The sequence below is a fragment of the Glutamicibacter sp. genome, from assembly GCF_032154645.1.
In the GTDB taxonomy this organism is placed as follows: Bacteria; Actinomycetota; Actinomycetes; order Actinomycetales; family Micrococcaceae; genus Glutamicibacter.
On sequence record NZ_JALDXV010000007.1, the window covers coordinates 101,255 to 122,700 of the forward strand.

22 protein-coding genes are annotated in these 21,446 nt (G+C 62.9%); 7 read left to right on the plus strand and 15 right to left on the minus strand.

The features are described from left to right. Positions 1-7: 7 nt before the first annotated feature. Positions 8-235 (plus strand): exodeoxyribonuclease VII small subunit, encoded by a 228-nt coding sequence (locus RUH64_RS08220; protein WP_313812747.1) that lies wholly within the window; start codon positions 8-10, stop codon positions 233-235. Here the strand turns inward: RUH64_RS08220 and RUH64_RS08225 are convergent. From RUH64_RS08225 to RUH64_RS08240, 4 genes are all read right to left on the minus strand, one after another. Beyond that, on the minus strand, positions 232-1,095 hold the full coding sequence (locus RUH64_RS08225) for a PPK2 family polyphosphate kinase (RefSeq protein ID WP_313812748.1): 864 nt from the start codon (positions 1,093-1,095) through the stop codon (positions 232-234). The two genes, RUH64_RS08220 and RUH64_RS08225, sit on opposite strands and share 4 nt — an antisense overlap. A 138-nt stretch (positions 1,096-1,233) precedes the next feature. Continuing rightward, positions 1,234-2,454, minus strand: a complete 1,221-nt coding sequence (locus RUH64_RS08230; protein ID WP_313812749.1) for a pyridoxal phosphate-dependent aminotransferase — start codon at positions 2,452-2,454, stop codon at positions 1,234-1,236. A 57-nt stretch (positions 2,455-2,511) separates the two neighbouring features. Continuing rightward, positions 2,512-3,429, minus strand: coding sequence for a glycine betaine ABC transporter substrate-binding protein (locus tag RUH64_RS08235; RefSeq protein WP_313812750.1), 918 nt, complete (start codon positions 3,427-3,429; stop codon positions 2,512-2,514). A 74-nt stretch (positions 3,430-3,503) separates the two neighbouring features. Continuing rightward, positions 3,504-3,971, minus strand: a complete 468-nt coding sequence (locus tag RUH64_RS08240; protein WP_313812751.1) for an NUDIX domain-containing protein — start codon at positions 3,969-3,971, stop codon at positions 3,504-3,506. Positions 3,972-4,064: 93 nt separating this feature from the next. Here RUH64_RS08240 and RUH64_RS08245 point away from each other — a divergent pair, with 93 nt between their 5' ends. Next, the gene (locus RUH64_RS08245; RefSeq protein ID WP_313812752.1) at positions 4,065-4,565 is read left to right on the plus strand and encodes an Lrp/AsnC family transcriptional regulator; all 501 of its coding nucleotides are present in this window, start codon (positions 4,065-4,067) and stop codon (positions 4,563-4,565) included. 61 nt (positions 4,566-4,626) lie between these two features. Here RUH64_RS08245 and RUH64_RS08250 read toward each other — a convergent pair whose 3' ends face one another. Both RUH64_RS08250 and RUH64_RS08255 read right to left on the minus strand, forming a co-directional pair. Then, positions 4,627-5,430 carry a hypothetical protein gene (locus RUH64_RS08250; protein WP_313812753.1) on the minus strand — a complete coding sequence of 268 codons (804 nt, stop codon included), beginning with the start codon at positions 5,428-5,430 and terminating at the stop codon, positions 4,627-4,629. Between the two features lie 178 nt (positions 5,431-5,608). After that, positions 5,609-6,235, minus strand: a complete 627-nt coding sequence (locus RUH64_RS08255) for a GNAT family protein (protein ID WP_313812754.1) — start codon at positions 6,233-6,235, stop codon at positions 5,609-5,611. Between the two features lie 41 nt (positions 6,236-6,276). On the opposite strand from RUH64_RS08255, the gene RUH64_RS08260 reads away from it, so the two are divergent. Both RUH64_RS08260 and RUH64_RS08265 read left to right on the plus strand, forming a co-directional pair. Beyond that, positions 6,277-6,879 carry a 5-formyltetrahydrofolate cyclo-ligase gene (locus tag RUH64_RS08260; protein WP_313812755.1) on the plus strand — a complete coding sequence of 201 codons (603 nt, stop codon included), beginning with the start codon at positions 6,277-6,279 and terminating at the stop codon, positions 6,877-6,879. A gap of 59 nt (positions 6,880-6,938) precedes the next feature. After that, positions 6,939-7,634 carry an RcpC/CpaB family pilus assembly protein gene (locus RUH64_RS08265; RefSeq protein WP_313812756.1) on the plus strand — a complete coding sequence of 232 codons (696 nt, stop codon included), beginning with the start codon at positions 6,939-6,941 and terminating at the stop codon, positions 7,632-7,634. A 3-nt stretch (positions 7,635-7,637) separates the two neighbouring features. Here the strand turns inward: RUH64_RS08265 and RUH64_RS08270 are convergent, their stop codons facing one another. The 8 genes from RUH64_RS08270 to RUH64_RS08305 all read right to left on the minus strand — a co-directional run bounded on the left by RUH64_RS08270 (position 7,638) and on the right by RUH64_RS08305 (position 19,729). Then, on the minus strand, positions 7,638-7,928 hold the full coding sequence (locus RUH64_RS08270) for a hypothetical protein (RefSeq protein WP_313812757.1): 291 nt from the start codon (positions 7,926-7,928) through the stop codon (positions 7,638-7,640). Continuing rightward, on the minus strand, positions 7,912-11,931 hold the full coding sequence (locus RUH64_RS08275) for a DNA helicase (RefSeq protein WP_313812758.1): 4,020 nt from the start codon (positions 11,929-11,931) through the stop codon (positions 7,912-7,914). Before RUH64_RS08275 ends, RUH64_RS08270 begins: the two co-directional genes overlap by 17 nt. A gap of 183 nt (positions 11,932-12,114) precedes the next feature. After that, positions 12,115-13,701, minus strand: a complete 1,587-nt coding sequence (guaA, locus tag RUH64_RS08280; protein ID WP_313812759.1) for a glutamine-hydrolyzing GMP synthase — start codon at positions 13,699-13,701, stop codon at positions 12,115-12,117. Between the two features lie 145 nt (positions 13,702-13,846). Further along, positions 13,847-14,311 (minus strand): DUF3817 domain-containing protein, encoded by a 465-nt coding sequence (locus RUH64_RS08285; RefSeq protein WP_313812760.1) that lies wholly within the window; start codon positions 14,309-14,311, stop codon positions 13,847-13,849. 65 nt (positions 14,312-14,376) lie between these two features. Next, positions 14,377-15,183, minus strand: coding sequence for an SURF1 family cytochrome oxidase biogenesis protein (locus tag RUH64_RS08290; protein WP_313812761.1), 807 nt, complete (start codon positions 15,181-15,183; stop codon positions 14,377-14,379). Between the two features lie 89 nt (positions 15,184-15,272). Continuing rightward, complete coding sequence (locus RUH64_RS08295) at positions 15,273-17,039, minus strand: HNH endonuclease (RefSeq protein ID WP_313812762.1); 1,767 nt, start codon at positions 17,037-17,039, stop codon at positions 15,273-15,275. A 155-nt stretch (positions 17,040-17,194) separates the two neighbouring features. Further along, positions 17,195-18,346: a GuaB3 family IMP dehydrogenase-related protein gene (locus RUH64_RS08300; protein WP_313812763.1), complete on the minus strand. Its 1,152-nt coding sequence runs from the start codon at positions 18,344-18,346 to the stop codon at positions 17,195-17,197. An 84-nt stretch (positions 18,347-18,430) separates the two neighbouring features. Then, a complete protein-coding gene (locus RUH64_RS08305; protein WP_313812802.1) occupies positions 18,431-19,729 on the minus strand; it encodes a DUF4872 domain-containing protein in 1,299 nt (432 codons plus the stop codon). A 235-nt stretch (positions 19,730-19,964) separates the two neighbouring features. On the opposite strand from RUH64_RS08305, the gene RUH64_RS08310 reads away from it, so the two are divergent. The 3 genes from RUH64_RS08310 to RUH64_RS08320 are packed head-to-tail and all read left to right on the plus strand — an operon-like array spanning position 19,965 to position 21,140. After that, positions 19,965-20,396 (plus strand): VanZ family protein, encoded by a 432-nt coding sequence (locus tag RUH64_RS08310; RefSeq protein ID WP_313812764.1) that lies wholly within the window; start codon positions 19,965-19,967, stop codon positions 20,394-20,396. Between the two features lie 44 nt (positions 20,397-20,440). Next, a complete protein-coding gene (locus RUH64_RS08315) occupies positions 20,441-20,677 on the plus strand; it encodes a hypothetical protein (RefSeq protein WP_313812765.1) in 237 nt (78 codons plus the stop codon). Continuing rightward, positions 20,670-21,140, plus strand: a complete 471-nt coding sequence (locus RUH64_RS08320; RefSeq protein ID WP_313812766.1) for a Clp protease N-terminal domain-containing protein — start codon at positions 20,670-20,672, stop codon at positions 21,138-21,140. The genes RUH64_RS08315 and RUH64_RS08320 overlap by 8 nt, the downstream gene beginning before the upstream one ends. Here RUH64_RS08320 and RUH64_RS08325 read toward each other — a convergent pair. Continuing rightward, the gene (locus RUH64_RS08325; protein WP_313812767.1) at positions 21,137-21,445 is read right to left on the minus strand and encodes a hypothetical protein; all 309 of its coding nucleotides are present in this window, start codon (positions 21,443-21,445) and stop codon (positions 21,137-21,139) included. The two genes, RUH64_RS08320 and RUH64_RS08325, sit on opposite strands and share 4 nt — an antisense overlap. Between the last annotated feature and the right edge of the window lies 1 nt (position 21,446).

Genomic DNA, 21,446 nt, shown 5'->3' on the forward strand with positions numbered 1-21,446 from the left:
GCCAAGAATGACTGCCCAGATCCCCCAGGACATTGCCGAACTTTCCTACGAGCAGGCCCGTGAAGAACTGATCAACGTGGTCAACCAGCTGGAGACCGGAGGCGCCCCACTGGAGGCATCGCTGGCGCTTTGGGAACGCGGCGAGGCGCTGGCCGCACACTGCGAAAATTGGCTCGCGGGCGTTTCCCAGCGCCTCGACGACGCACGCGCCAAGCACGAGGGCGAACAGGACTAGCGCGCAGCCTCCAGGCGGGCCCTTTCCGCCGCCACGTCGAACTTCGCCGCCGGCCACTGAGGGTCGATCTCCTGCAGCTGCGCGAGCAGCAGTTCGGCGACGCACAGCCGGGCGCGCCATTTCTGGTCCGCCGGGATGATGTACCACGGCGCCGCATCGTTATCCGTGCGATTGACCGCGATCTGGTAGGCCTTCTGGTACTCATCCCAGAGCAGCCGGTCTTCCACATCGCTGGCCGCGTACTTCCAGTACTTATCGGGGCGTTCCAGGCGCTCGGAAAGCCGCGCAAACTGTTCGTCCCGGCTGATGTGCAGCATAACCTTGACCGGGTGGATGCCGCGCTCCTTCAGCCGCTTTTCAAATTCGACGATCTTGCTGTAGCGCGCCTCGACCTGTGCCTGCGTGCTCAGCTTCTGCACCCGGTGGATCAACACGTCCTCGTAGTGCGAACGGTCGAAGACTCCGATCCTCCCCCGGGCCGGCAGCCTCTTCTCGACGCGCCACAAGAAGTCGTGCTCGCGCTCCTGGGCTGTGGGCGCCTTGAAGGCGAAGTGCTCGACGCCCTGGGGATCGAGCATGCCCATGACATGGCGCACGATGCCTCCCTTGCCCGAGGTATCCATGCCCTGCAGGATCAGCAGCACCGAATCTTCGAGTTCCTCCTGTAGGGCTTGGGCGAACAGCCGTTCCTGCAGGTCGGAAAGCTGCACAGCCAGCACCTTCATCCGTACCGCCGCCTGCTTCTTATCCTGCGGTGCATCTCCGGGCCACCATGTCGGATTCTTGGTGGCGCGCTGCTCCAGATGCACCCCCGGCTCGGCACGCAGGCACATCAGCAGATTCTCGGGATACGAACTCATCGAGTCTTCCTCACTCATCGACAGCTGCTGTTGGCTCAACCCTAGCCGCTTCCCTAGTCAGACGGGAAGACGCCGATTAAATGCGTGAACGCCGCGAGAGTCGTCGACTCTCACGGCGCTCCGGCATTCATCAGCTGGCTAGGCCTTGGCCCGCCAATCGGACAGGAAGCTGCCGATGCGGCCCACCGCGTCGGTCAGGTCCCGCACATTCGGCAGGGTGACCAGACGGAAGTGATCCGGGCGCACCCAGTTGAAGGCGGTGCCCTGGGAGATCAGGATCTTCTGGCTCTTGAGCAGCTCCAGCGCAAACTTCTCGTCGTCGTGGATCGGGTAGACCTCGGGGTCGAGCTTCGGGAACATGTACAGCGCGCCCTTGGCCTTCTGCACCGAGACGCCTGGAATTTCCTGCAGCAGGTTGTAGGCTGCATCGCGCTGCTCCAGCAGGCGGCCGCCGGGCAGGATCAGGTCATTGATGGACTGGTAGCCGCCCAGCGCGGTCTGGATTGCATGCTGCGCGGGAACATTCGCACACAGACGCATGTTCGTGAGCAGGTTGATGCCTTCGATGTAGTCGGCGGCCTGGTGGCGCGGGCCTGAAATAGCCATCCATCCGGCGCGGAAGCCGCAGACCCGGTAGGCCTTGGACAGGCCGGAGAACGTCAGCACCAGCACGTCGTCGGCCAGGCCCGCGGTGTTGATGTGCACCTCATCGTCGTAGAGGATCTTTTCGTAGATCTCATCGGAGAAAACAATCAGGTTGTGCTTGCGCGCAAGCTCCAGGATGCCTTCGAGGGTCGACTTCGGATAGACGGCACCGGTGGGGTTGTTCGGGTTGATGATCACGATGCCCTTGGTGCGATCGGTGATCTTTGCTTCCATATCCTCCAGGTCGGGAAGCCAGCCCTCTTCTTCGGTGTTCAGGTAGTGCACCGGGGTGCCGCCAGCCAGTGAGACCGAAGCGGTCCACAGCGGGTAGTCCGGGGCCGGGATCAGCACCTCGTCGCCGTTGTTCAGCAGCGCGTTCAGGCTCAGGGTGATCAGCTCACTCACACCGTTGCCCAAATAGACGTCGTCGACGCCGATGGACTGGATGCCGCGGGTCTGGTAGTACTGAGAGACGGCGGTGCGTGCCGAGAGGATGCCGCGAGAGTCCGAATAACCTTGGGCGTTTGGCAGGTTGCGGATCATGTCGACGAGCACCGCGTCGGGCGCCTCGAAGCCGAACGGCGCGGGGTTGCCGATGTTCAGCTTCAGGATGCGGTGCCCCTCAGACTCCATGCGGGTTGCGTGCTCAAGCAGCGGTCCGCGGATGTCGTAAAGCACGTTGTGCAGTTTCGTCGATTGTTTGAATTCTGCCATGGGTACACTTTCTCACGTCAGGCACGTTCCTCGTGCCTTGGTTACCGTCTGGTTTCGTTAGTTGTCGATGAGCCATTTCCAGCGGCCGGCCGCATCCTGTGGTGATACGCCATCCGGCCCCTGGACCAGGCGGTTCAAGCCAATGACCGCCTCCTGGCTGAGCGTGCGGGTGACCTCCTTCACGCCCTTCGCGGCGTCCTCGTCCACCGCCGTCCCCATCAGCGGCATGTAGGGTTCCGCGTCGAACAGCTGGGAGCTGCCGTCGACGGTCTTGAATCCTTCATCCCCGATCAGCGCATCCTGCGCCTGGAGCGCCACCACCTGATCCACCGCGGTGCGCAGGGTATCTGGCAGGTCTTCGGTCTTTTCCGTGGTGAATTGCGGGGTGTCGCATCCGGCCTCGGCCAGCACGGTCTTCAACCCGGAGCTTGGCTGCACATCGTCGACGAAACCCACCTTGGTGCAGGCCGCCGCCAGTGTAGGCAACGAGTCGATCTTGTATTCGGCGGCCTCTGCTGCCGAAAGCACCATGACCTTACCGGCGTTGGCGGCGCTGAGCGGGGCGGCGGTAAAACCGAGGTCCTGCTGGTTGATGGTGTTCACCAGGTCGGCGGATTCCTGCAGGGACAGGATGCCATCGGCGCCGCGGGGCTTCGCAGCCGGCACCAGGCTCACCGCCTGAGCCGCCGTGTCGATGGCCAGGTCGGCCTTGCCCTCGGCCACCTGCTGGTACGGGGCACTGGAGGACTTGGAAATCTTCACCGTATAGCCCAGGCGTTCAAGTGCGTCAGCGTAAACGTTGCCGATGGCCTGCCCTGTTGGATCTGCCGGTACAGCAAGCGTCAAGGTGATGTTCCGGCTGGGCTGCGGGCTCGCCGATTCCTGCGCTCCGGGCGTGCTACAGGAAGCCAGCGGCAGGCTCAACACACACAGGGCCAGGGCCGCAGCGGCACGGGGGGAATGTACAAACTTCATCTCCCTATGCATTTTAGGCCAGCGCAGCCGGGTTCTGCGGTAGTGCGCGCCGAAATTGCCGGATTCCCGGAAGGTTATTCTTCGTCGGCCAGCCGCAGCATCGCGTCAACCCGTTCGATCCGGTTCAGCTGCTTGACTTCTTCGCGGGTAAACCAGGCGGCCTGGCTGGTGGAACCGTTTTCTTCTGCGCGCAGTGCTCCCCCTGCCAACCGCGCACGATAGGTGACGGCGACGGTCTGCATCGGGTGCCCATCGCCCGAATAGCGCTTGGCGGCGGGGATAACCCCGGTGCTCACATCCAGCAGTTTCAGCGAGTCGACCTCGTAGCCGGTTTCTTCACAAACCTCGCGCCGCACGCCATCCTGGATCTGTTCCCCCAGTTCGACGCCGCCGCCGGGAAGCGACCAGCGCGGGATGAACCGCGGGTCACGGTGGCGCATATCCCACAGGGTCAGCAGCACCTTTCCTTCGTGCTCAATCAGGGCATAGGCCGCCAAGCGGGTATCGAAAAGTTCTCCGGTAAGCTCGCTGCGTCGTGTCATGCCTACCAATATATCTGCATGTCGTAGAGACATTGTGTGTCCGAGCGGATCGAAGTAGTGCCCGTGTGGCGCGGAGTGTGATGAAATATTCTTATGTCATCGCAATCTGAGCAGTACCACGGCGCCGATCTCGACGAGATTGACCGAATCATCATCGACGAGCTGGTAGCCAATGCCCGCATTTCCAATGCGACCCTGGCCCAGCGTGCGGGGATCGCCCCGTCGACGGCACTGTTGCGCACTCGAGCGCTGGTGGAGCGCGGCATTCTCACCGGCTACCACGCAGAAGTTTCGCTGCGCAGCGTGGGGCGCACCGTGCAGGCGCTGATCTCCGTGAAGCTGCGCGCCCACGACCGTGAAAAGATCGACGCCTTCGTCGCACGCATCCCACAGCTGCCGGAAGTCCTGTCGATGTTCCATGTATCGGGCGGCACCGACTATCTGCTGCACATCGCGGTGAACAGCACCGAGGCCCTGCGCGACTGGGTGCTTGACAATCTTGCCACCGACGAGTCGGTGGGACACACCGAAACCACCCTGGTCTTCGCCCACCACCGCGGCAACCGCGGTCCGCTGCCTGCCGAGGACGAATAAGCTTCACGAATCAAAAAAAGGAAGAACCCTTGCGGGTTCTTCCTTTTTTATTCAGAATCTTCTAGGCCCGGCGGCGCTGCATCACGTCGTCCAGGTTCAAACGGCCCTTGGTGGCTGCCGGCTTCTGTTCTGGCTCGGCGGGCTTTTCGACAACCTCCGGCACTGCCGGGGTTTTGACCTCATCGCGCTTGGCGGCAACGCTGGCTACCGCCGCCTGATCTTCGGCCGACACTTCGCTGGCGATGCGCTTGGCTCCCTCGGAAGCCTTCAGGCTGATCTGCTTGCTTGGGCGCAGCGGCTCCGACACCGGCAGAGGCTGCAGGCTCAGGCGGGAAGAAATTTCCTTCTGGGTCGACTCGCGCACCTGCACGTAGGTGGGCAGCGGAACCTTCTTCGGCTCCCAGGTTTCAGGCTGTTTTACGCCGCCCAGGCCGTGGGCCACGCGCAGCGCCTCCGCCCGCAGTTCTTCGGCGGTAATGGCAGGCGCCTTCAGCGAGGATCCGGGGCGGGCGTCGAAGACTTCGTCCTGGGTCTGATTGCGAACAACCACCTTGTTTGCTTCCTCGGCAATGGCGGGGGTCTGCATGGCCCGCTGGCGCGTTGCCTCCAGGTTCTGCAGCAGGCGGCGGTTGCGGTCCCGCACCGCGAGCATGCGCAGCGAGGCGAAGGAGCCGAAGCCCACGAGGAAGAACAGTCCCACCGCCCCGAAGGTCAGCGAGGTGAAGGGCGCAAGGATCAGGCCGACCACAGTTGCCAGCAGCGCCAGCACGCCCAGCAGGGCTAGGGATAACCGGCCATAGCGCACACGAATCTTGTACTCAGAAGCAACTTGTGCCTTCGAAGTGCTAAGTGACGTGCCAGCCATGTGGGTCCTCCATCACCGATGGGTTCGGTCAGTTCTCAAAAGTGGAAGCCTGGTGCGACTCCTCACGTCAACACTATGCAACACCGGTTGTATGACCACGCACATGTGTAGGCGTGTTGCGAAGTTTTCACTCACGATATGCGCACCTCAGGTGCCAGTTTACGGTTTCTGTACGAAATCATCCGGATCGCTCGGAGATATGTTCGAGCATTGTCGTGTCGAGTTCTTCACGGTTCAGTGCAAAGGTTCGATGATCGCGCCACTGGCCGTCGATGTGCAGGTAGCCGCGGCGCAGCCCCTCGTCGCGGAAGCCCAGCTTGTGCACCACCCGCAGGCTCGGCTCGTTTTCGGGGCGGATATTTATTTCAAGCCGATGCAATCCCAGCACGCCGTAGCAATAATCGATCACCAGCGCACAAGCCTCTGGCATCAGTCCGAAGCCCGCGTGGCTGTGGTCGATCCAGTAGCCGATGGACGCCGTGCGCGCCGCACCCCACTGCACCCCCGACACGCTGACCTGCCCGATGATCGGTGGATTGCTGCTGTGCAGCTGCGGCAGGGTGATCACCCACGAATAGCCGGTGCCCTCCCGCGCCGCCTGGTTCTTCGCGCGGATCATCTGCCGGTAGGTCACGCTCGGCGGCGGCCCCACCGGGGTGGTCGGATCCCAGGGTTTGAGCCATGCATGGTTGTCATAGCGCAGCCGAGAGAATTCGGAGGCGTCGGCAAGCGTCAGCTGACGCAGCAGCAGCCGCTGGGATTCAAGATCTGCCACGCCAGCACCGCTGCGCCATAAACCACTCATGAGCACCATCGTATAGTCAGCGGGTGCGTACAGTGGTGTGCATGGATCCACTGTCGAAGAAATCGGCGCGCGCCGCGGTGCGTGCAGCACGCAAGAACATTCCGGAGCACCTGCGCGCCACCCGCGCCGAACAGCTGTGCTCCACCGTGCGCGAGTACCTCGCGCAGCTGACCCCCGTGGTGCGGGGGGTCGCGTTGTACTATTCCTCCCCCGAAGAACCTGACACCGAGGCGCTGATGCGGCAGCTGGTGGACGACGGCATCCATGTCTACCTGCCGGTATGCGAAGCCGAGCACCGGCTCTCCTGGGTCCGCTGGGAACCGGGGATCGAACTTGAACGCAGCGCCCACGCCCCGGTCATGGAACCGGTGGGCCGGCGCTACGGCGTCGAACTCTTCGAACAGGAGGAGGCGATCAGCACGCTGTTCATCCCGGCGCTGTCCATCGACTCCAACGGCCGGCGCCTGGGTCAGGGCGGCGGCTACTACGACCGCTTCCTGCCGCGCATCGAGCACACCCCGGTGCAGATCGCCGCACTGGTTTACGACGAGGAATACCTGCCCGCCGGCAGCTTTGAGGTGGACGCCCACGACGCCCCGGTGGATCTGGTGATCACCCCGAGCATGGTGCACCACATCATCTAACTTTCCACAGCTCGCCGCCCATTAAGCTCCGCCCGCGCTGGACGCGTTGTACTTGGCTCATGAGCCGCACCGCCAAATCCCGAGCCCCGAAAATCCCGCGCCCCAAGCTGCGTCCGGCGCGCACCCGCAGCGAGCTGCTACGCCGCTACCGGCGGCCTGCCGGCATCGCCTGCCTGCTGTTGGCAGCGGCGGCCGCCCTGAATCTTCTGGCTTCGGGGCAGCTGGGTCAGCGCAGTGTGGTGGTGGCGGTCGGCGATCTTCCCGCGGGGGCCGTGTTGACCTCCGGTGATGTGCAGCTGCAGCAGATTCCCGCCGATGCCAACGACCGGCAGCTGATCACCAATGCGCAGGATCTGATAGGCCAGCGGCTTGCCATCGCGGTCCCCGCGGGCACCGCCCTGCGCGACTTCCTGCTGGTCGGCCCGCAGCTGCTCACCGGCTCGCCGCAGGGCACCGTGGCCGTCCCCATCAGGCTTTCCGACGCCGCAACCGTCGCACTGATCCACCCGGGGCAGTTGGTGGACATCGTCTTGACCACGGGCGACGGATTTGAGAATGAAATCCGCTCGGAAACCATTGCAAAGTCGGTGGCGGTGCTATGGGTGCCTGCCGCGGAAAGCAGCGAATTCGGCATGCTCGGCGCCGGCGCTAGCCCGGGCGAGGGAATCATCGTGGTAGCGGCCGCCTCCACGCTGTCCGATGACTTGGCGGGCGCGATCACCCGCGGCAAGGTCTCCGCCGTGCTGGTGAACTAGGCACTACCCCCAGTGCGGGGGCTTCTCGCGCTTCATGGCCTCAATCAGATCTTCGGTTCCATCGCCCCAGCCGTGCGGGTCCTCGTCCTTGGCCCGCAGGCCCGCCAGCGGATCTTCGGGCGGGGCCTTGGGGTGCTGCGACTTGGCCAAAGCCTCATCTACCGACTTCGAGTGCTGCACCGGGGTGTAGCTGCCGGTCAGTGCCACCGGGTTGGATAGGTGCTGCGGCGGCGCGATGACCCGCGGGCGCTTGGTGCGCTTGCGCGGGCCATCGGCGTTATTTGGCTGTGCCACCCTTGGCCGTGCTTTCTACCGCGGCGACGGGCTTGGGGGTTTCCACCTTTGCCTCTTCCTCCGGCTTCGCCGCGGCCGGCTCACTTGCGACCTTGCTGGCGGGTACCGGCGGGGCGGGAGCCACCGCGGCGCGTGCTGCTGGCTCCTGGGCTGCGGGGCGTGCAGGCTTCAGCTGAAGGTAGCGGGCCAGACGCTCGGTCACGGTCCCCGGATCGGTGAACACGTCGATGGTCCACAGCGGAACGTAGCGCCAGCCGTGGTTCTCAAAGAAGTCCGGGCGCAGCCGGCTGCGTTCACGCACCGTCAGCTCCGCGTAGTGCTCGGTGCCGTCGTAGACCACCGCCAGCGGGCGGATGTCCTTGCCGTCCACGTCGAATGCGTGGGCCGCAAGATCCAGCACGCCGCGGTAGTCTTCGGAGACGATGGCGCCGCGTTCGCGCAGGCGGCGGGCCAGGTCGGAGACCAGTGCGTCGAAGCGCGGATGGTTCAGCGAAGGCATCCCCGAGTCTCCCGCCTGAACACGGGTGAACAGGTCGAAGAAAGCCTTGGCCCCGTGGTGCAGGCGCGAGGTTTCCAGTTCTGCCGGCTGCAGGCTGGAGACCAGGGTCAGTCGGGTGCGCGAGCGGGTCACCGCTGAAACGAACAGCTGCTCGCCGTGCTTTGCCGACAGGTCGCCGAATTCGTGCAGGGTCTTGCCGTGCGGGGTACGTCCGTAGCCCCAGGCGAAGATCACCGCGTCGCGGCGCAGGCCGATCAGCCGGTTCACGGTGGTGACAACGAACGGCTCGCGCTTGGAGCGCAGGTGCTCCATGGCGTACTTGTGGTTCGGCAGCTGCACCCGGATGGCCTCGGCAATGGCCGCGGCGTGGCTGCGGTTCGTGGCGATGACCGCCAGCGACTCTCCGGGGCGGGTTGCGAAGTGCTCGAAGACCAGGTCGACGATGCGCGCCACTTCTGCGGCGGTGGTCTGTACGCCTTCCTCGCTGCTCGACAGGGTGCCGGTGGCGTCCGGAACGTAGGCGGCGGTCAGCTGGTCGCTGTGCGCTGCGGTGGCGATGGCCTGCGGCAGGCGCGAGATCGCCCCCTCGTAGTAGTCGTCGGACAGCTGCTGCACCAGGCCTTCGTCGATCCCCCGGTACACGGTGGACAGGCGGCCGGAAACCAGGACCTTGTTCAGGGCCGCTAGGGCCGAACGGTCCGCGTCGCGCTGTCCCAGGCGTGCGGTGGGGTCCACCGACACCTCGAAGGGCCTTGGGCCGCCGAGCATTTCATCGCCGATCGCGATGACCTGGCGGGAACGGCGCACCGCGTCGAGGACCTCGCGCAGGGTCAGGTAGTTCGCTTCAAGCAGGATCACCGCGTCGAACTCGGTGTCGTCGGGCAGCGCCGTGCCCAGCAGCAGCGGGGCGGAGACGAACACGGGGGTTAGCGAATTGACCAGCTTCTCCCCCAGCGAGAGCACGTCGGCGATCGAGACCGAGCCCTCCTTGAGCATGTCGCGCAGCGCCTTAGAGGCCGCACGATGGTCGTTCAGCGCAGCCTTCCAATTCTTGGCCAGTTGCCAGCGGATCCGCCCCGGGCCCGCGGCGATGTGCGCGCCGTCGGCCAGCCGGTAGTCGGCCTCGATCTTTTCGAGCCGCGCGCCGTCGTTCATCGCCAGGAAGTCGTCCCCGGAAATCATCGCGTCGAGCACCGACTGCCACCAGGACAGCTCCAGCTCGGCATCCACCGCGTCGGTGTCGATCTCCCGCTCGGCGAAGTCTGCCAGCAGATCGCCCAGCCCAGCCTCGGCCAGCTGTTCGGCGATCAGCGTGCGCTCGGGCAGCTCTGTCAGGTCTTCCTTGTGGTCGACGAGTTCCGCGATCAGATCCAGCAGTTGGGCGATCGGCATCTCGCGCAGCTGCGATCCGGTGCGCACCGGCAGCATGGAGGCCAGCTTGTCGATGCGGGCGCCCGCGTCGTGGTAGCCGGCTTCAACATCCAACAGGCCGCCGGGAACCTGGGGGTTGCGCTGGGAGGTGGCGTGGGCGCGCCAGGCATCGCGCTGCAGGGCTACCGCATGCAGGGCAGCCTGCAGGTCGGGCACGTGCATGCCGGGGCGCACGTATTCCTTGGCGATCTTGCGCAGGCGCGAACGCACCAGCGAACCCATTTCCACACCGTGTTCGCGGCGCCAGGCGCTTGTGGCGGTGGCGGCGATCAAATCGTCGATGTCGCCTTCGAAGATGTCGGCCTCGAACTTGTCCAGCGAACCGCGCACCGCTACGAGCAGCTGCAGCTGGTCGCCCCACTTGTCGTAGCTGTCCTCCAGACGGATCTGGGACTGCTCGGCGATCTTGAGCATGTGCTCATGCAGGATCGGCAGGTCGCGGCCCAGACCGCTGGCGAGGTTCAACGCCTGCGCGGTGGCTTCCTGGTTGCGCAGCGGCGCACCATGCCAGGGGCTGGTAGTGTGCGCCTTGGAAAAGGCTCCGAGCTGGGCGGCGCGCTTGAGCTGCGCCGCCACATGGCCGCGCTGCCCCATCGAGTCAAGCACCGAACGCTTCAGCCGTACTGTGGTGCTCGGCGCCGGGTTCAGCGCCGAAAGGCGTGCCAGTTCCTGCATGGACTGGTACGGCGAGCAGCCCCAGCGGCTGCGCACCGAATGCAGCGACTTCACGTGCTCGCTCAGCGCATGGCGGGATTCGCGCAGGCGCTTGAACAGGCTCCCGAGCTGCGGCTCGGCTGCCCGCTCGTTGCGCAGGATCGCACGGGTCAGCTGCTTGCGCACCGCATCCGGATCCTCATTGGGTTCCAGCAGCAGGCTTGCCGCATCCAACTGGTCGTTAAAGCGGGCGACGAATTCCTCCGCGGCGCTGCGCTGTTCGGCGATGACCAGCACGCGCTTGCCCTGTGCGGCCAGCGCCGCGGCGGCGTTCAGCGCGGTCTGAGTGGCACCGGTGCCCGGGGCGGCGTTGATTGCCACCGATTCACCGGCGGCAATGTATTCAAGCATCCGCGACTGCGACTCATCGGCATCCAGCAGGTACAGCTCGGATTCCGGGTCGCGTTCATCGGAGTTGGTGGCCAGCGTGGAGGTGCCGGTGTGCACCTTGCGGGTCTTGGTGTCCTCGGGCTTGCGCCCCAGCAGGCTCTTCACGCGGGAGAGACGGGAAGCCGATTCTTCGCCGGCTTCTTCCGCGGCGTTGGACTCGAGCGTGCTCACCGGCTTGGCGTTCTTGGAGGCGACCAGGTTTGCCAGCGCGGTGGATCCCTTGGTGGCTTCGGCGACCTTGGCGGCGCGGGCTGCCAGCTTTTCGTTGGCGTCGTGCGCGATCAGCGCCTCGATCACCGGGTGCGAACCGGTCAGCTTCTTCGGGTCCGCAGGGTCCATCAGGTCGGAGAAGGTGGACAGCAGCAGGCGGTGGCCCACCACGACGCCGGGGACCTCTGCCATCTGGTGGCGCAGGGCATCCATGCCGCGCACCGGATCGAAGCGGGCGATGGAGTAGGCAGCGGCGTCCACTGCGGCCACGTCGACCCTTGCCTGGTGGTCAGCCTCGAACTGGCGGACGAAGGCGGGCGACACCTCGGCCCGGCCCACCAGCTGCAGGTCGTAGTCGTCGGTGTCCAGGTGCTTGGTCAGGGTGATGCGCCCGAGCATGATCGGGGCGGAGACCGGCTCGCTCTTGCCCTCGTGCACCGCGCGCCAGTTGGCGACACCGGCGGCCAGGTAGCCGACGTCGATGCCTCGTTCATCCCACAGCTCGGAAATTTTCGATGACAGCGCGCGGGCGGTGCGGCGCGCCGTGGCGTACTGTTCGGCGTCATGCAGCAGTGTGGACAGGCGCGTGCGGCGACCTGCCAGGAACTGGGCCAAGCCGGAGGGATTTGAATGGGTGATGTCGATGCTGTTCGACGTCGACGGCGCAAAGCGCAAAGTAGTGTCGGCCCCGGCACTTTGTCCCAGGGATTTCACCCAGAGGGCCACGCGATCGGCAGCAGCATTCTGAGAACTGGTCACGACAGTAATTCCCTTCACTTACCCGCACCTACAACGGTGCCGCGCACCTGCGCACGCACCTCTTTCTAACGTAGTGCACGGGTGGCGAATCTGCCGGGCGCGAAACACGTTTTGCGCTTAAACGCACGAAGCGAAACCCGCACAGGTGCGGATTTCGCTTCGTTGTGGATGAACCCTAGCGGGTTACTCCCATTCAATGGTTGCAGGTGGCTTACTGGTCACGTCCAGTACCACGCGGTTCACGCCGTCCACCTCATTGGTGATGCGGTTGGAGATGCGCGAGAGCAGATCGTAGGGCAGGTGCGACCAGTCGGCGGTCATGGCATCCTCGGAGGATACCGGACGCAGCACGATCGGGTGGCCGTAGGTGCGGTGATCGCCCTGGACGCCCACGGAGCGGACGTCGGCGAGCAGCACTACCGGCATCTGCCATACTTCGTTGTCCAGACCGGCTGCGGTCAGCTCGGCGCGGGCAATCGCGTCGGCCTTGCGCAGGATCGACAGGCGCTCCTCATTGACCGAGCCGATGATGCGGATACCCAGGCCCGGGCCCGGGAACGGCTGGCGGTTGACGATTTCCTCTGGCAGGCCCAGTTCGCGGCCCACTGCACGGACCTCGTCCTTGAACAGTGCACGCAGTGGTTCAACGAGCTCGAACTGCAGGTCCTCCGGCAGGCCGCCCACGTTGTGGTGGCTCTTGATGTTGGAGGTACCTTCGCCGCCGCCGGACTCGACGATGTCCGGGTACAGGGTGCCCTGAACCAGGAACTTCACCGGCTCGCCCTCGGAAGCAGCCTCGGCAACGATCGCTGCCTCTGCTGCCTCGAAGGCGCGGATGAATTCGCGGCCGATGATCTTGCGCTTGGTCTCTGGATCGGTCACGCCGTCCAGAGCTGTCAAAAAGCGCTCGCGCTCGTCGGCGATGTACAGCTTGGCGCCGGTGGAAGCGACGAAGTCCTTCTCCACCTGCTCTGCTTCACCTTCGCGCAGCAGGCCGTGGTTCACGAACACACAAGTCAGCTGGTCGCCGATGGCCTTCTGCACCAAGGCAGCTGCCACAGCAGAGTCAACGCCGCCGGACAGGCCGCAGATGGCCTTGCCGGTGCCGACCTGGGCGCGGATGATTTCAACCTGTTCTTCGACAATGTTGTCCGCGGTCCAGTCTGCCTTCAGACCTGCACCGTTGTACAGGAAGTTTTCCAGTACGTCCTGGCCGAATTCGCAGTGCTTGACCTCTGGGTGCCACTGCACGCCGTAGAGGTGCTTTTCCTCGTTGGCGAAGGCTGCAACCGGTGCGCCAGCGGTGGTAGCCAGCACATCGAATCCTTCAGGGGCCTTGGAGACGGAGTCGCCGTGGCTCATCCATACGGTCGGAGGAACGGTGGCGCCGGCAAGGATCGAACGGGCTTCGCCGTTGAATTCCGAGGCGGTGCGGCCGTACTCGCGCAGACCGGTTTCAGCTACGGTGCCGCCCAGGGCGTTGGCCATAGCCTGGAAGCCGTAGCAGATGCCCAAGACCGGCACGCCGGCGTCGAACAGGTCTGCCCCGACAGATGGGGCGCCATCGGCGTAAACGCTGGAGGGACCACCGGAGAGGATGATCGCTGCAGGGTTCTTGGCCAAGATGGCTTCGGTGGACAGGGTGTGCGGAACGATCTCCGAGTACACTCGGGCTTCACGAACGCGGCGGGCGATGAGCTGCGCGTATTGGGCCCCGTAGTCGACGACCAGAACCGGCTTATGTTCTGGAATTTGGGAAGCAGTAGTCACCCATCTAGTCTACGTGGTTCACAGGGTGTGAAACAGCACAGTTTGAGATAAGTGGTACACCAAATTCGTCACAGTTAGCGCAAATGATCGCGGGCCGCACTCCCTTATGAGGAGTGCGGCCCGCGATCAACAGTAATTCGAGATACTAGTAGCGCTTGGCTGCCTTGGGATGTGCTTCCAGTTCTCGCACTACCTCCGCATGCACGCGCTTCTCGGTGAAGAAGGACAGGAACGGAACTACGCCGCCCAATGCGATGGTGATGAAGCGGGCGAAAGGCCAGCGCATCAGGGACCAGAGGCGGAAGTCGGCGAACAGGTAGACAACATACAGCCAGCCGTGGGCGATCAAGATGCCCAGGGAGGCGTTGAAGCCACCGGCTATTTCGGCGCGGTTGTACATACCGATGGTGTTGCTGGTGCCGTCCACCAGGCTGCCGCCGATGAACAGCTCCAGTTGCCAGAAGTACTTGAAGACCATTTCAAGGCACAACAGCAACAGCATGACACCGGTGATGTAGGCGAAGACCTTGTAGAACGCAGCCGCCGAACGGATCTGCGCCGGGGTGCCTCCAAACTTGCGCGGGCTGGAGGCTGGGGTGGTGCTGGACATTGTCACGTGATCCTTCCGTGGCGGTCAGTGCGTAGTTTCTGGTGAGTTCTGGTGTACTCGGCGGTTTAGGCCTGCTCGTCGTCCGTCTGCGTTTCCGCATTTTTCTTGGCCTGGGCTGCCGCCTGCTCGGCGATCTGCTCCATATCGCGCTGGTAGTCGTCGCGAACCATGCGGTACCAGAGGAACAGCGCGAACCCGGCGAACACTACCCATTCGATGCCGTAGAAGACATTGAGCCAGTTTACTTGTGCTTCCTGTGGCTGTGGACCGATGAAGATCTCGGTGATGCCCGGCTCTTGCACATCGGCGCCATCCGCGGTTTGCGTGTCATGGGCGACGACGAATCCTGAATACATGATGCTGTCCCAGATATTTGCCAGCTGCGCCGAAGACAGGGTCTCCAAAGTTGGACTGCGCAGATCGTGCTCGTTCTCGGGGCCTTCGGTAGGCATCAGGCGGCCGGTGATTTTAAGTTCGCCGTCTGGTACGGGACTCGGGGTATTCGCCTCCGGCTGCCAGCCGCGAACTACAGCAATCGTCGCGTCATCGGGTGCGCCGTCCACTTTGAACTCGGAGACTACCCAGACGCCCTTCTTACCGTCTTCGATACGCGGAGCAATCAGTTCATCGGTGCCTTTGACGAACTTTCCGTTCATCGTCACGATCTGATCGGCCTTGTTCCCCAGTAGTTCGGTGCCGACTTCATGGTGCCCTACTAGGGGCACTGCCTTCTCTGTGGTCTCCGCTTTTACCGGTGGTTCAGTTTCAGAAGAACCAAACTGCCATCCAGACAGCGCGACGAAGCCGGTCGCCAAAAGCAACGCGGCAAGCAACGCAAGGAGCCATTTTGGTTTGAAGGCAGTTTTCAGCACCCTTTAACCGTACTTCTATTCATCGTAGAATTCGAAACGAGGATAACGTGAGCTTGCACCCGTGACTGGAAAATCACTGTCAGCTGATATCAATCCATCAGTGACAGCAATGCATCGAACTCGCCAGCCATGATTCGCTCGGATAGCCGGTTGCTAGCCTGCATGTCATGTTCCCAGTATTCGTCGTCGGAGAAGTCAAAATCCTGTTCTTCATCCGACGCTAGTTCATATCTCTGAGGCACCTTCTCCGGAATAGGATTCAGTGCTTTGTCTTCACCATTGAGAATTCTCTTCAACCTTGCCAGCCCTACCAGCGGCGGCGGAACCGACCTAAACGAAATTTTTGACGTCGGCCGAATGGTGATCTCATGAGGAGTCGAGTTCGTGACTTCTTCGCTCCAGCCGGGCGATTCCTTGGCGAGGTTGCAAATTGGACAGCGGTTTCCACTGTTGTCAAAACTGGTTTCCCCACCTCGCGCAGCCTGCTTGACATGATCGATGTGCTTAGGATCATTGGAACAATAGGGCGTCCTGCAATATGGGTCGCGCATCTGGATCAACCGACGCAGCTGCCCCGAGAATAACCGTGACTTCGAATCCATGGCTACAAGCTCCTGCCCTGTCGGGTCCGTGTAGACCCGGCGAAGCGTCGGCATGGCATTCATTCGTGCTCGCATGCTCTGAGAAATTGTTGGTTCAGGCGCCGCTGCTTCGATGGAATGACTCTCGCAGGTTCCAGTTTCCAAATCATCGTTGCCCAAATCGTGTTCTGCGTCGAAAGTGGGCACACCTGTCCCCTGCGGCTTCAGGTCGCTCGAATTTTCAGCCCTCTGCTCGGCATCCGATTCATTGAGTCGCGCGATAATGATGCCTCCTGGCGCACCGCCGCCGCGCGTTTTCCTGACAGGTTCTTGATCATCCTGCATTTCGGCCAGCATTGCGCGTACATAATCAGCGGGAACGCTGCCATAGCCCTGAACCACTACGGGTTCACTACCTCGGAAGAATAATGTCCTGTCTGTAACCACCATGTTGATGTGCAGATTAACGCCGAGCGGTTCATTCACTGGCTGGCGAGCTGCCACAGCAGCAAAGATGTCAGCTCGCAACTGGTCCATCGTCCGCTCATCGCCCGCACGGTGCTGCGCGTGCGCAGCTTTATTGATCAGTTCCTGCAGCGCCACGCCCACTTCTACAGGCAGTGACCCATTGACTTTGAAGCAATCTTTGCCCTTGGTAAGTCTCATAAAACGCCGGTCCGCGGCAGATTTAACTTCAGCGCTGCGCTTTACATCGAACTTCTCGTCGTAGTACTTCTGTACGGTTTGGCCTGCGGCCACAGCCCCAGCATTTTCGAAGAGATCCGGATGCTCGCGGTAATACTCGTCAAATTCGATGCGCGCTGCCGGCTTACTGTCATCGAACGGAGCCAGAATACACATGACGTGCTTGAGCCCAAGATCGCCATTTTCAAAACGATGAAAGAGATAGGGCATGTCCGGAATGAGGTTTCGCATCCTGCGCACATAGGTAATTAAGCCGTACTGACTTTCATGCCGGGCCATACCAATGAGGTTGGCAGTTCCCCGTTCACGAAGGATCGGATGATTGTTAATAGTGCAACCGGATAGTGCGTCAATCCGTGCGGTCAAGCGAGCCTGAATGGAGCTCCAGAAAGCGATCTGCCGCTGTGCATATTGCATTGCCTCGATCTGATCCGAGGATTCCTCTGAACTCAGCGCATCGTTCATTGCCCGGGCATCCCATGGGTCTAGGCACGGCGGATGCTCGAAGGACCCCAACTCCCAGTCATGGTCTTCGAAGTATTCATTCGAAACTTCATACCAATCGGACATATATCCATTTTACTCCCACAAGATACCAAAGTATAGAACTTATCTACGAATATAAGTCCTTGGCGTAGGGGCGAATTCATGGAAAATGCAACAGCCCGCCACCAGCGTAATGCGGGTGACGGGCTGCGCTTCAGGCGCGGTGACCAACTGAGGATTTAGTAGCGGTCGGACTCGTAAGGTGACATGACGACGTCCACACGCTGGAATTCCTTCAGCGTGGAGTAGCCGGTGGTCGCCATGGAGCGACGCAGCGCGCCAACCAGGTTGGAGGTGCCATCGGTTTCATGCGATGGTCCGTTGAGAACTCGCTCTAGCGGTCCGACGGTGCCGACGAAGGCGCGGTCGCCGCGTGGGCTTGCCTCGTGAACCGCTTCCATGCCCCAGTGGTAGCCCGACCCCGGCGCTTCTTCGGCGCGTGCCAGCGCCGTGCCGAGCATGACCGCGTCGGCCCCCATGGCGATGGCCTTGACGATGTCGCCGGAGTTGCCCATGCCGCCGTCGGCGATCACGTGGACATAGCGGCCGCCGGATTCTTCGATGTAGTCGCGGCGGGCTGCTGCCACGTCGGCGATGGCGGTGGCCATTGGCGCGTGGATGCCCAGGGTGCGGCGGGTGGTGGAGGAAGCTCCGCCGCCGAAGCCCACCAGCACGCCTGCGGCGCCGGTGCGCATCAGGTGCATTGCAGGGGTGTAGCCTGCGGCGCCGCCGACGATGACGGGGACGTCGAGTTCGTAGATGAACTGCTTGAGGTTCAGCGGTTCAACACTCTTGGAGACGTGCTCGGCGGAAACGGTAGTGCCGCGGATGACGAAGATGTCAACGCCTGCGTCAACCACGGTTTTGTAGAACTGCTGGGTGCGCTGTGGCGTCAGCGAGCCGGCGACGACGACGCCGGATTCACGGATCTGCGCCAGGCGGGAGGTGATCAATTCGGGCTGGATTTCAGCCGAGTACAGCTCCTGTAGCTTTGCGGTGATCTTCGGATCGTTGCGGGTGCTGGATTCGCTCTTCAGGCCGGCGATTTCCGCCAGCACCGAGGTTGGATCCTCGTAGCGGGTCCATAGGCCCTCGAGGTTCAGCACGCCCAGACCGCCCAGCTCGCCCAGGGCGATGGCGGTTTCAGGGGAAGTCACCGAGTCCATCGGTGCACCCAGGATTGGGGTGTCGAACTGGAAGGCATCGATCTGCCATGAGACCGACACGTCCTTCGGGTCACGGGTGCGGCGATTCGGTACGATCGCTACGTCGTCCAGGGAATATGCCTTAGTGGCCCGCTTACCGCGGCCGATCTCAATCTCATTACTCACGACTCTAGGTTATCAAGAGTGACAGGCTTTCCAGTTCTCCGTGACTCGAAAACGAGTCGATCACGCGTCGGCTGCGACACAGTCCTAGGCGCGCAGCGCGGCCACCGTCTCGGCGAGCGCCGCGGCGCTGTGCTCTTCGGCATCGGCAATCTGCTCCAACGCGCCGGCCAGGGCGTTGAACAGGTCGGCAGGTTCCAGTTCCGCGAAGAGCAGCTGGGAGAAGTCAATCCACAACGCTGCCAGTGCCGCGTAGCTGGCGGCGTGCTCCCCCAGCGCCTCCAGCCCCGGAAGCTCCGCCGCCTCGTCGAGGAAGTCTGCGTACTGTCCGCGCAGGCCGCCGATGCCTCCGAAGCGGGTGTCGGCAAGGAACCCTGCAAGCTGCTCAAGTGCCTGCTCGCGCTGGGCATCCTCGGCGAAGAGCTGCGCCCAGCCGGTCTTGCCTTCACTATCGCGCAGCCGAGCGGCGAAGGTGCGCATGCCGGCGACGCCGAAGTTCTTGGCGAAGTGGGCCGGGATGCCGCGCATTTGACTGGTGCCCAGCAGGCGTGCTGTGGTTTCCGAAATTGCATCCAGTACGTTTGCTGCCAGCGCTTCGGACTTCGGCGAGCGGCGGGAGACCACCCAGGCCTGCCAGAACTTTTCCTTCTTGCGCTTGGCACGTGCGGCGCTCAGGTCTTCCGGGCTGATCGCATTCAGCGAGCCGGAGCCGTCGTCCACCAGCAGGTCGTCCTCGTAGTCGCCGACGACCGCCAGGTCGATGGTGTCCGCCTCATCCACCTGATCCGCGTCGATCCACGGCAGGGCGTTGACTGCAACGCGTACGACCACTGCCCGGCCGGCATCCAGACCCGCATCAAGGTACTCGGCGGCGCGGATCGGCGAGCTGGTGGTGCGCTCCAGCAGCTTGGCGCCGCTGCGGGTGAGCAGGTTCTGCGTGTAGGGCTCCGGGTGGGCGCGGGTAATCAGGGCGACCGATACCTCGTCCTGGTCAACGAAGCTATGCTGCATGAACCCGATGCCGCCCGCCAGTCCCGCGAGCATCGCCTCGGTGAACGGCTGTCCGGTGACCGGGTTGACGACGCCCGCCTGGGTGAAGACCCGGTGCCACAGCGCCGCGTCGTACTGCATCACATTTTCGGGTGCCGGGTATTCGGGAAGCTCTTCTTGCTTTGGCGCCTGCTTCGGCGCGGCCGCGGCAGCGGGAGCGGGAGCCTTCGCCTTTTGCGCAGCTTCCTTGCCGTAGTTGCGTGCGGCGGCCGCCCGGGCTGCTTTGGGGCTCTCGGGCTTGTTGGTCATGATGTTCTTACGGGCGGTGGTGTAGCTTTCACCGGTGCGTTCCATGCGTTCGCGGGTGAGCTTCTTCAAGTTCTTCGGCTGAACCACTGGGATCAATAACCTTTCCATCACCGGCGAATCGGCGGATTCACTCTGCCTTGCGCACCTCGCATCGCCATCAGGTAATTCTACGTGGCCGGCTGGCGGTTCACGGCGGCAACCGGCGTGGGATTAAATACCTGGGCAGCAGCGCCGTTCAGCGTACATGATCAGTAGACGGCCGATAGACTGGCGACATCATCGGATTGTTTGGCGGGCGACGCCACAGGTGGGGGCTTGAGCAATGAATCGTGTGGGGACGCGTTGGATATCCGCAGCTATAGCAACGTACATCGTTGCGATGGCGCTCATAGCCTTCTGGCCGACCCCCGTGGACAAGGGTGCTGGCCCGTGGTTGAGCTCCTTCATCGCCACCCTCCATTCCCTCGGCGTTCCGAAATGGTTCAGCTATTCGGCCATCGAGTTCGGCTCGAACATCATTTTCTTCCTCCCCTTCGGATTCCTTGCCATGTGGGCCAGCCGCAAGGTGTGGCTGAGCCTCCTGCTGGGGTTCTGCGTCTCCGCGATGATTGAGTTCTGCCAGTTCCTGTTCCTTCCTGCGCGATTCCCTTCGGCGTGGGATGTCCTGGCCAACTCCCTGGGATCTCTGATCGGAGCCTTGACTTTTGCGGCGATCGCCCGGCTCATGGCCCGCAGGCAGCTCAACACTGTTTAGCAACTTTGGTTGACATGTGCGATTAAGCAACTAAAGTTGACAGCATGGAGAGTGTTCAGATCCCGCCGCTGGGCGGCGTAGCGGATGAGCTGGCGGCAGTGCCCAGGCTGCGCGAGCTGGCAGACCGGCTCGAAGATTCGGCAGTGGAGCGCGCCCTGGCTCAGGGATGGAGTTGGACACAGATTGCCGAGGCGCTGGCGGTGACCCGGCAAGCGGTACATAAGAAGCACCTGCACCGGGTTGCGCAGGCAGACATCCCCCTGAGGAGGAGAAATGGCTAACCAGAAGACACCGGATCAGCTCAAACCAATCGTGGAGGGCAGCATCGACACCGCAAGAGAAGACCGGGCCCGCAGCGTTGAATCCGAGCACCTGCTGCTCACGGTCCTAGCGCAGGAACAACTGACCGCCACGAAGATCCTAGCCGCGGCTGGACTTGACTTCTCCTGGTGGCAGCAGGCCCTGGAACGCGAGCGGATTCAAAGCTTGGCTGCCGCTGGAATCTCCATCACCGACGCACCCCGAATACGCGCCGAACATCCCAGCCGCCCGCGCTGGGGAGCCTCGGTTAAATCCTGTCTGAAGCGCGGCACTGCCTACAGCAAGGTGCGCGGACATCGCCGCATGGACGACGTCGATGTGGTCTTGGGTGCGCTCGACGGACGCTTCGATGCCGTCGGACGCATCCTCAACCGGGAGCACGTCGACGTCGCAACCTTGCGCTCCAAGCTATTGGCCGCTTAAGGCTGTGATGGCTTCCGAGCCACCAGCAGGGTCGGGTAGAGAAGTTCCGCCCGAACGGCGTCGATCACATGCTTCATGCTCAGCGCTGGGTTCTCGCCCATGACCAGGGGTGCGCTCAGCGCAATGCCGGCGTGGGGCAAGACCGAGTCTGCATAGCTCAAGGCTTCTTGGGTGCGGTCAATCGTTTCCTTCACGTCAAAGCCAACAGCTTCCAGGTGTTCACGATAGTCTTCACGCGGCTCCACATGCGAAGCCGCGGGGACGTCCGCCCGAGGTACCGGGTAGCTCAGCTCATTTGTGCCCATT

What these genes read in the sequence shown, in the direction of transcription:
- RUH64_RS08260 (WP_313812755.1), top strand. Translation starts at nt 6,277, where the DNA reads ATGGATCCACTGTCGAAGAAATCGGCGCGCGCCGCGGTGCGTGCAGCA.
- RUH64_RS08220 (WP_313812747.1), top strand. Translation starts at nt 8, where the DNA reads ATGACTGCCCAGATCCCCCAGGACATTGCCGAACTTTCCTACGAGCAG.
- RUH64_RS08240 (WP_313812751.1), bottom strand. Translation starts at nt 3,971, where the DNA reads ATGACACGACGCAGCGAGCTTACCGGAGAACTTTTCGATACCCGCTTG.
- RUH64_RS08225 (WP_313812748.1), bottom strand. Translation starts at nt 1,095, where the DNA reads ATGAGTTCGTATCCCGAGAATCTGCTGATGTGCCTGCGTGCCGAGCCG.
- RUH64_RS08230 (WP_313812749.1), bottom strand. Translation starts at nt 2,454, where the DNA reads ATGGCAGAATTCAAACAATCGACGAAACTGCACAACGTGCTTTACGAC.
- RUH64_RS08255 (WP_313812754.1), bottom strand. Translation starts at nt 6,235, where the DNA reads ATGAGTGGTTTATGGCGCAGCGGTGCTGGCGTGGCAGATCTTGAATCC.
- RUH64_RS08295 (WP_313812762.1), bottom strand. Translation starts at nt 17,039, where the DNA reads ATGTCCGATTGGTATGAAGTTTCGAATGAATACTTCGAAGACCATGAC.
- RUH64_RS08325 (WP_313812767.1), bottom strand. Translation starts at nt 21,445, where the DNA reads ATGGGCACAAATGAGCTGAGCTACCCGGTACCTCGGGCGGACGTCCCC.
- RUH64_RS08285 (WP_313812760.1), bottom strand. Translation starts at nt 14,311, where the DNA reads ATGTCCAGCACCACCCCAGCCTCCAGCCCGCGCAAGTTTGGAGGCACC.
- RUH64_RS08265 (WP_313812756.1), top strand. Translation starts at nt 6,939, where the DNA reads ATGAGCCGCACCGCCAAATCCCGAGCCCCGAAAATCCCGCGCCCCAAG.
- RUH64_RS08320 (WP_313812766.1), top strand. Translation starts at nt 20,670, where the DNA reads ATGGCTAACCAGAAGACACCGGATCAGCTCAAACCAATCGTGGAGGGC.
- RUH64_RS08235 (WP_313812750.1), bottom strand. Translation starts at nt 3,429, where the DNA reads ATGAAGTTTGTACATTCCCCCCGTGCCGCTGCGGCCCTGGCCCTGTGT.
- RUH64_RS08310 (WP_313812764.1), top strand. Translation starts at nt 19,965, where the DNA reads ATGAATCGTGTGGGGACGCGTTGGATATCCGCAGCTATAGCAACGTAC.
- RUH64_RS08245 (WP_313812752.1), top strand. Translation starts at nt 4,065, where the DNA reads ATGTCATCGCAATCTGAGCAGTACCACGGCGCCGATCTCGACGAGATT.
- RUH64_RS08250 (WP_313812753.1), bottom strand. Translation starts at nt 5,430, where the DNA reads ATGGCTGGCACGTCACTTAGCACTTCGAAGGCACAAGTTGCTTCTGAG.
- RUH64_RS08315 (WP_313812765.1), top strand. Translation starts at nt 20,441, where the DNA reads ATGGAGAGTGTTCAGATCCCGCCGCTGGGCGGCGTAGCGGATGAGCTG.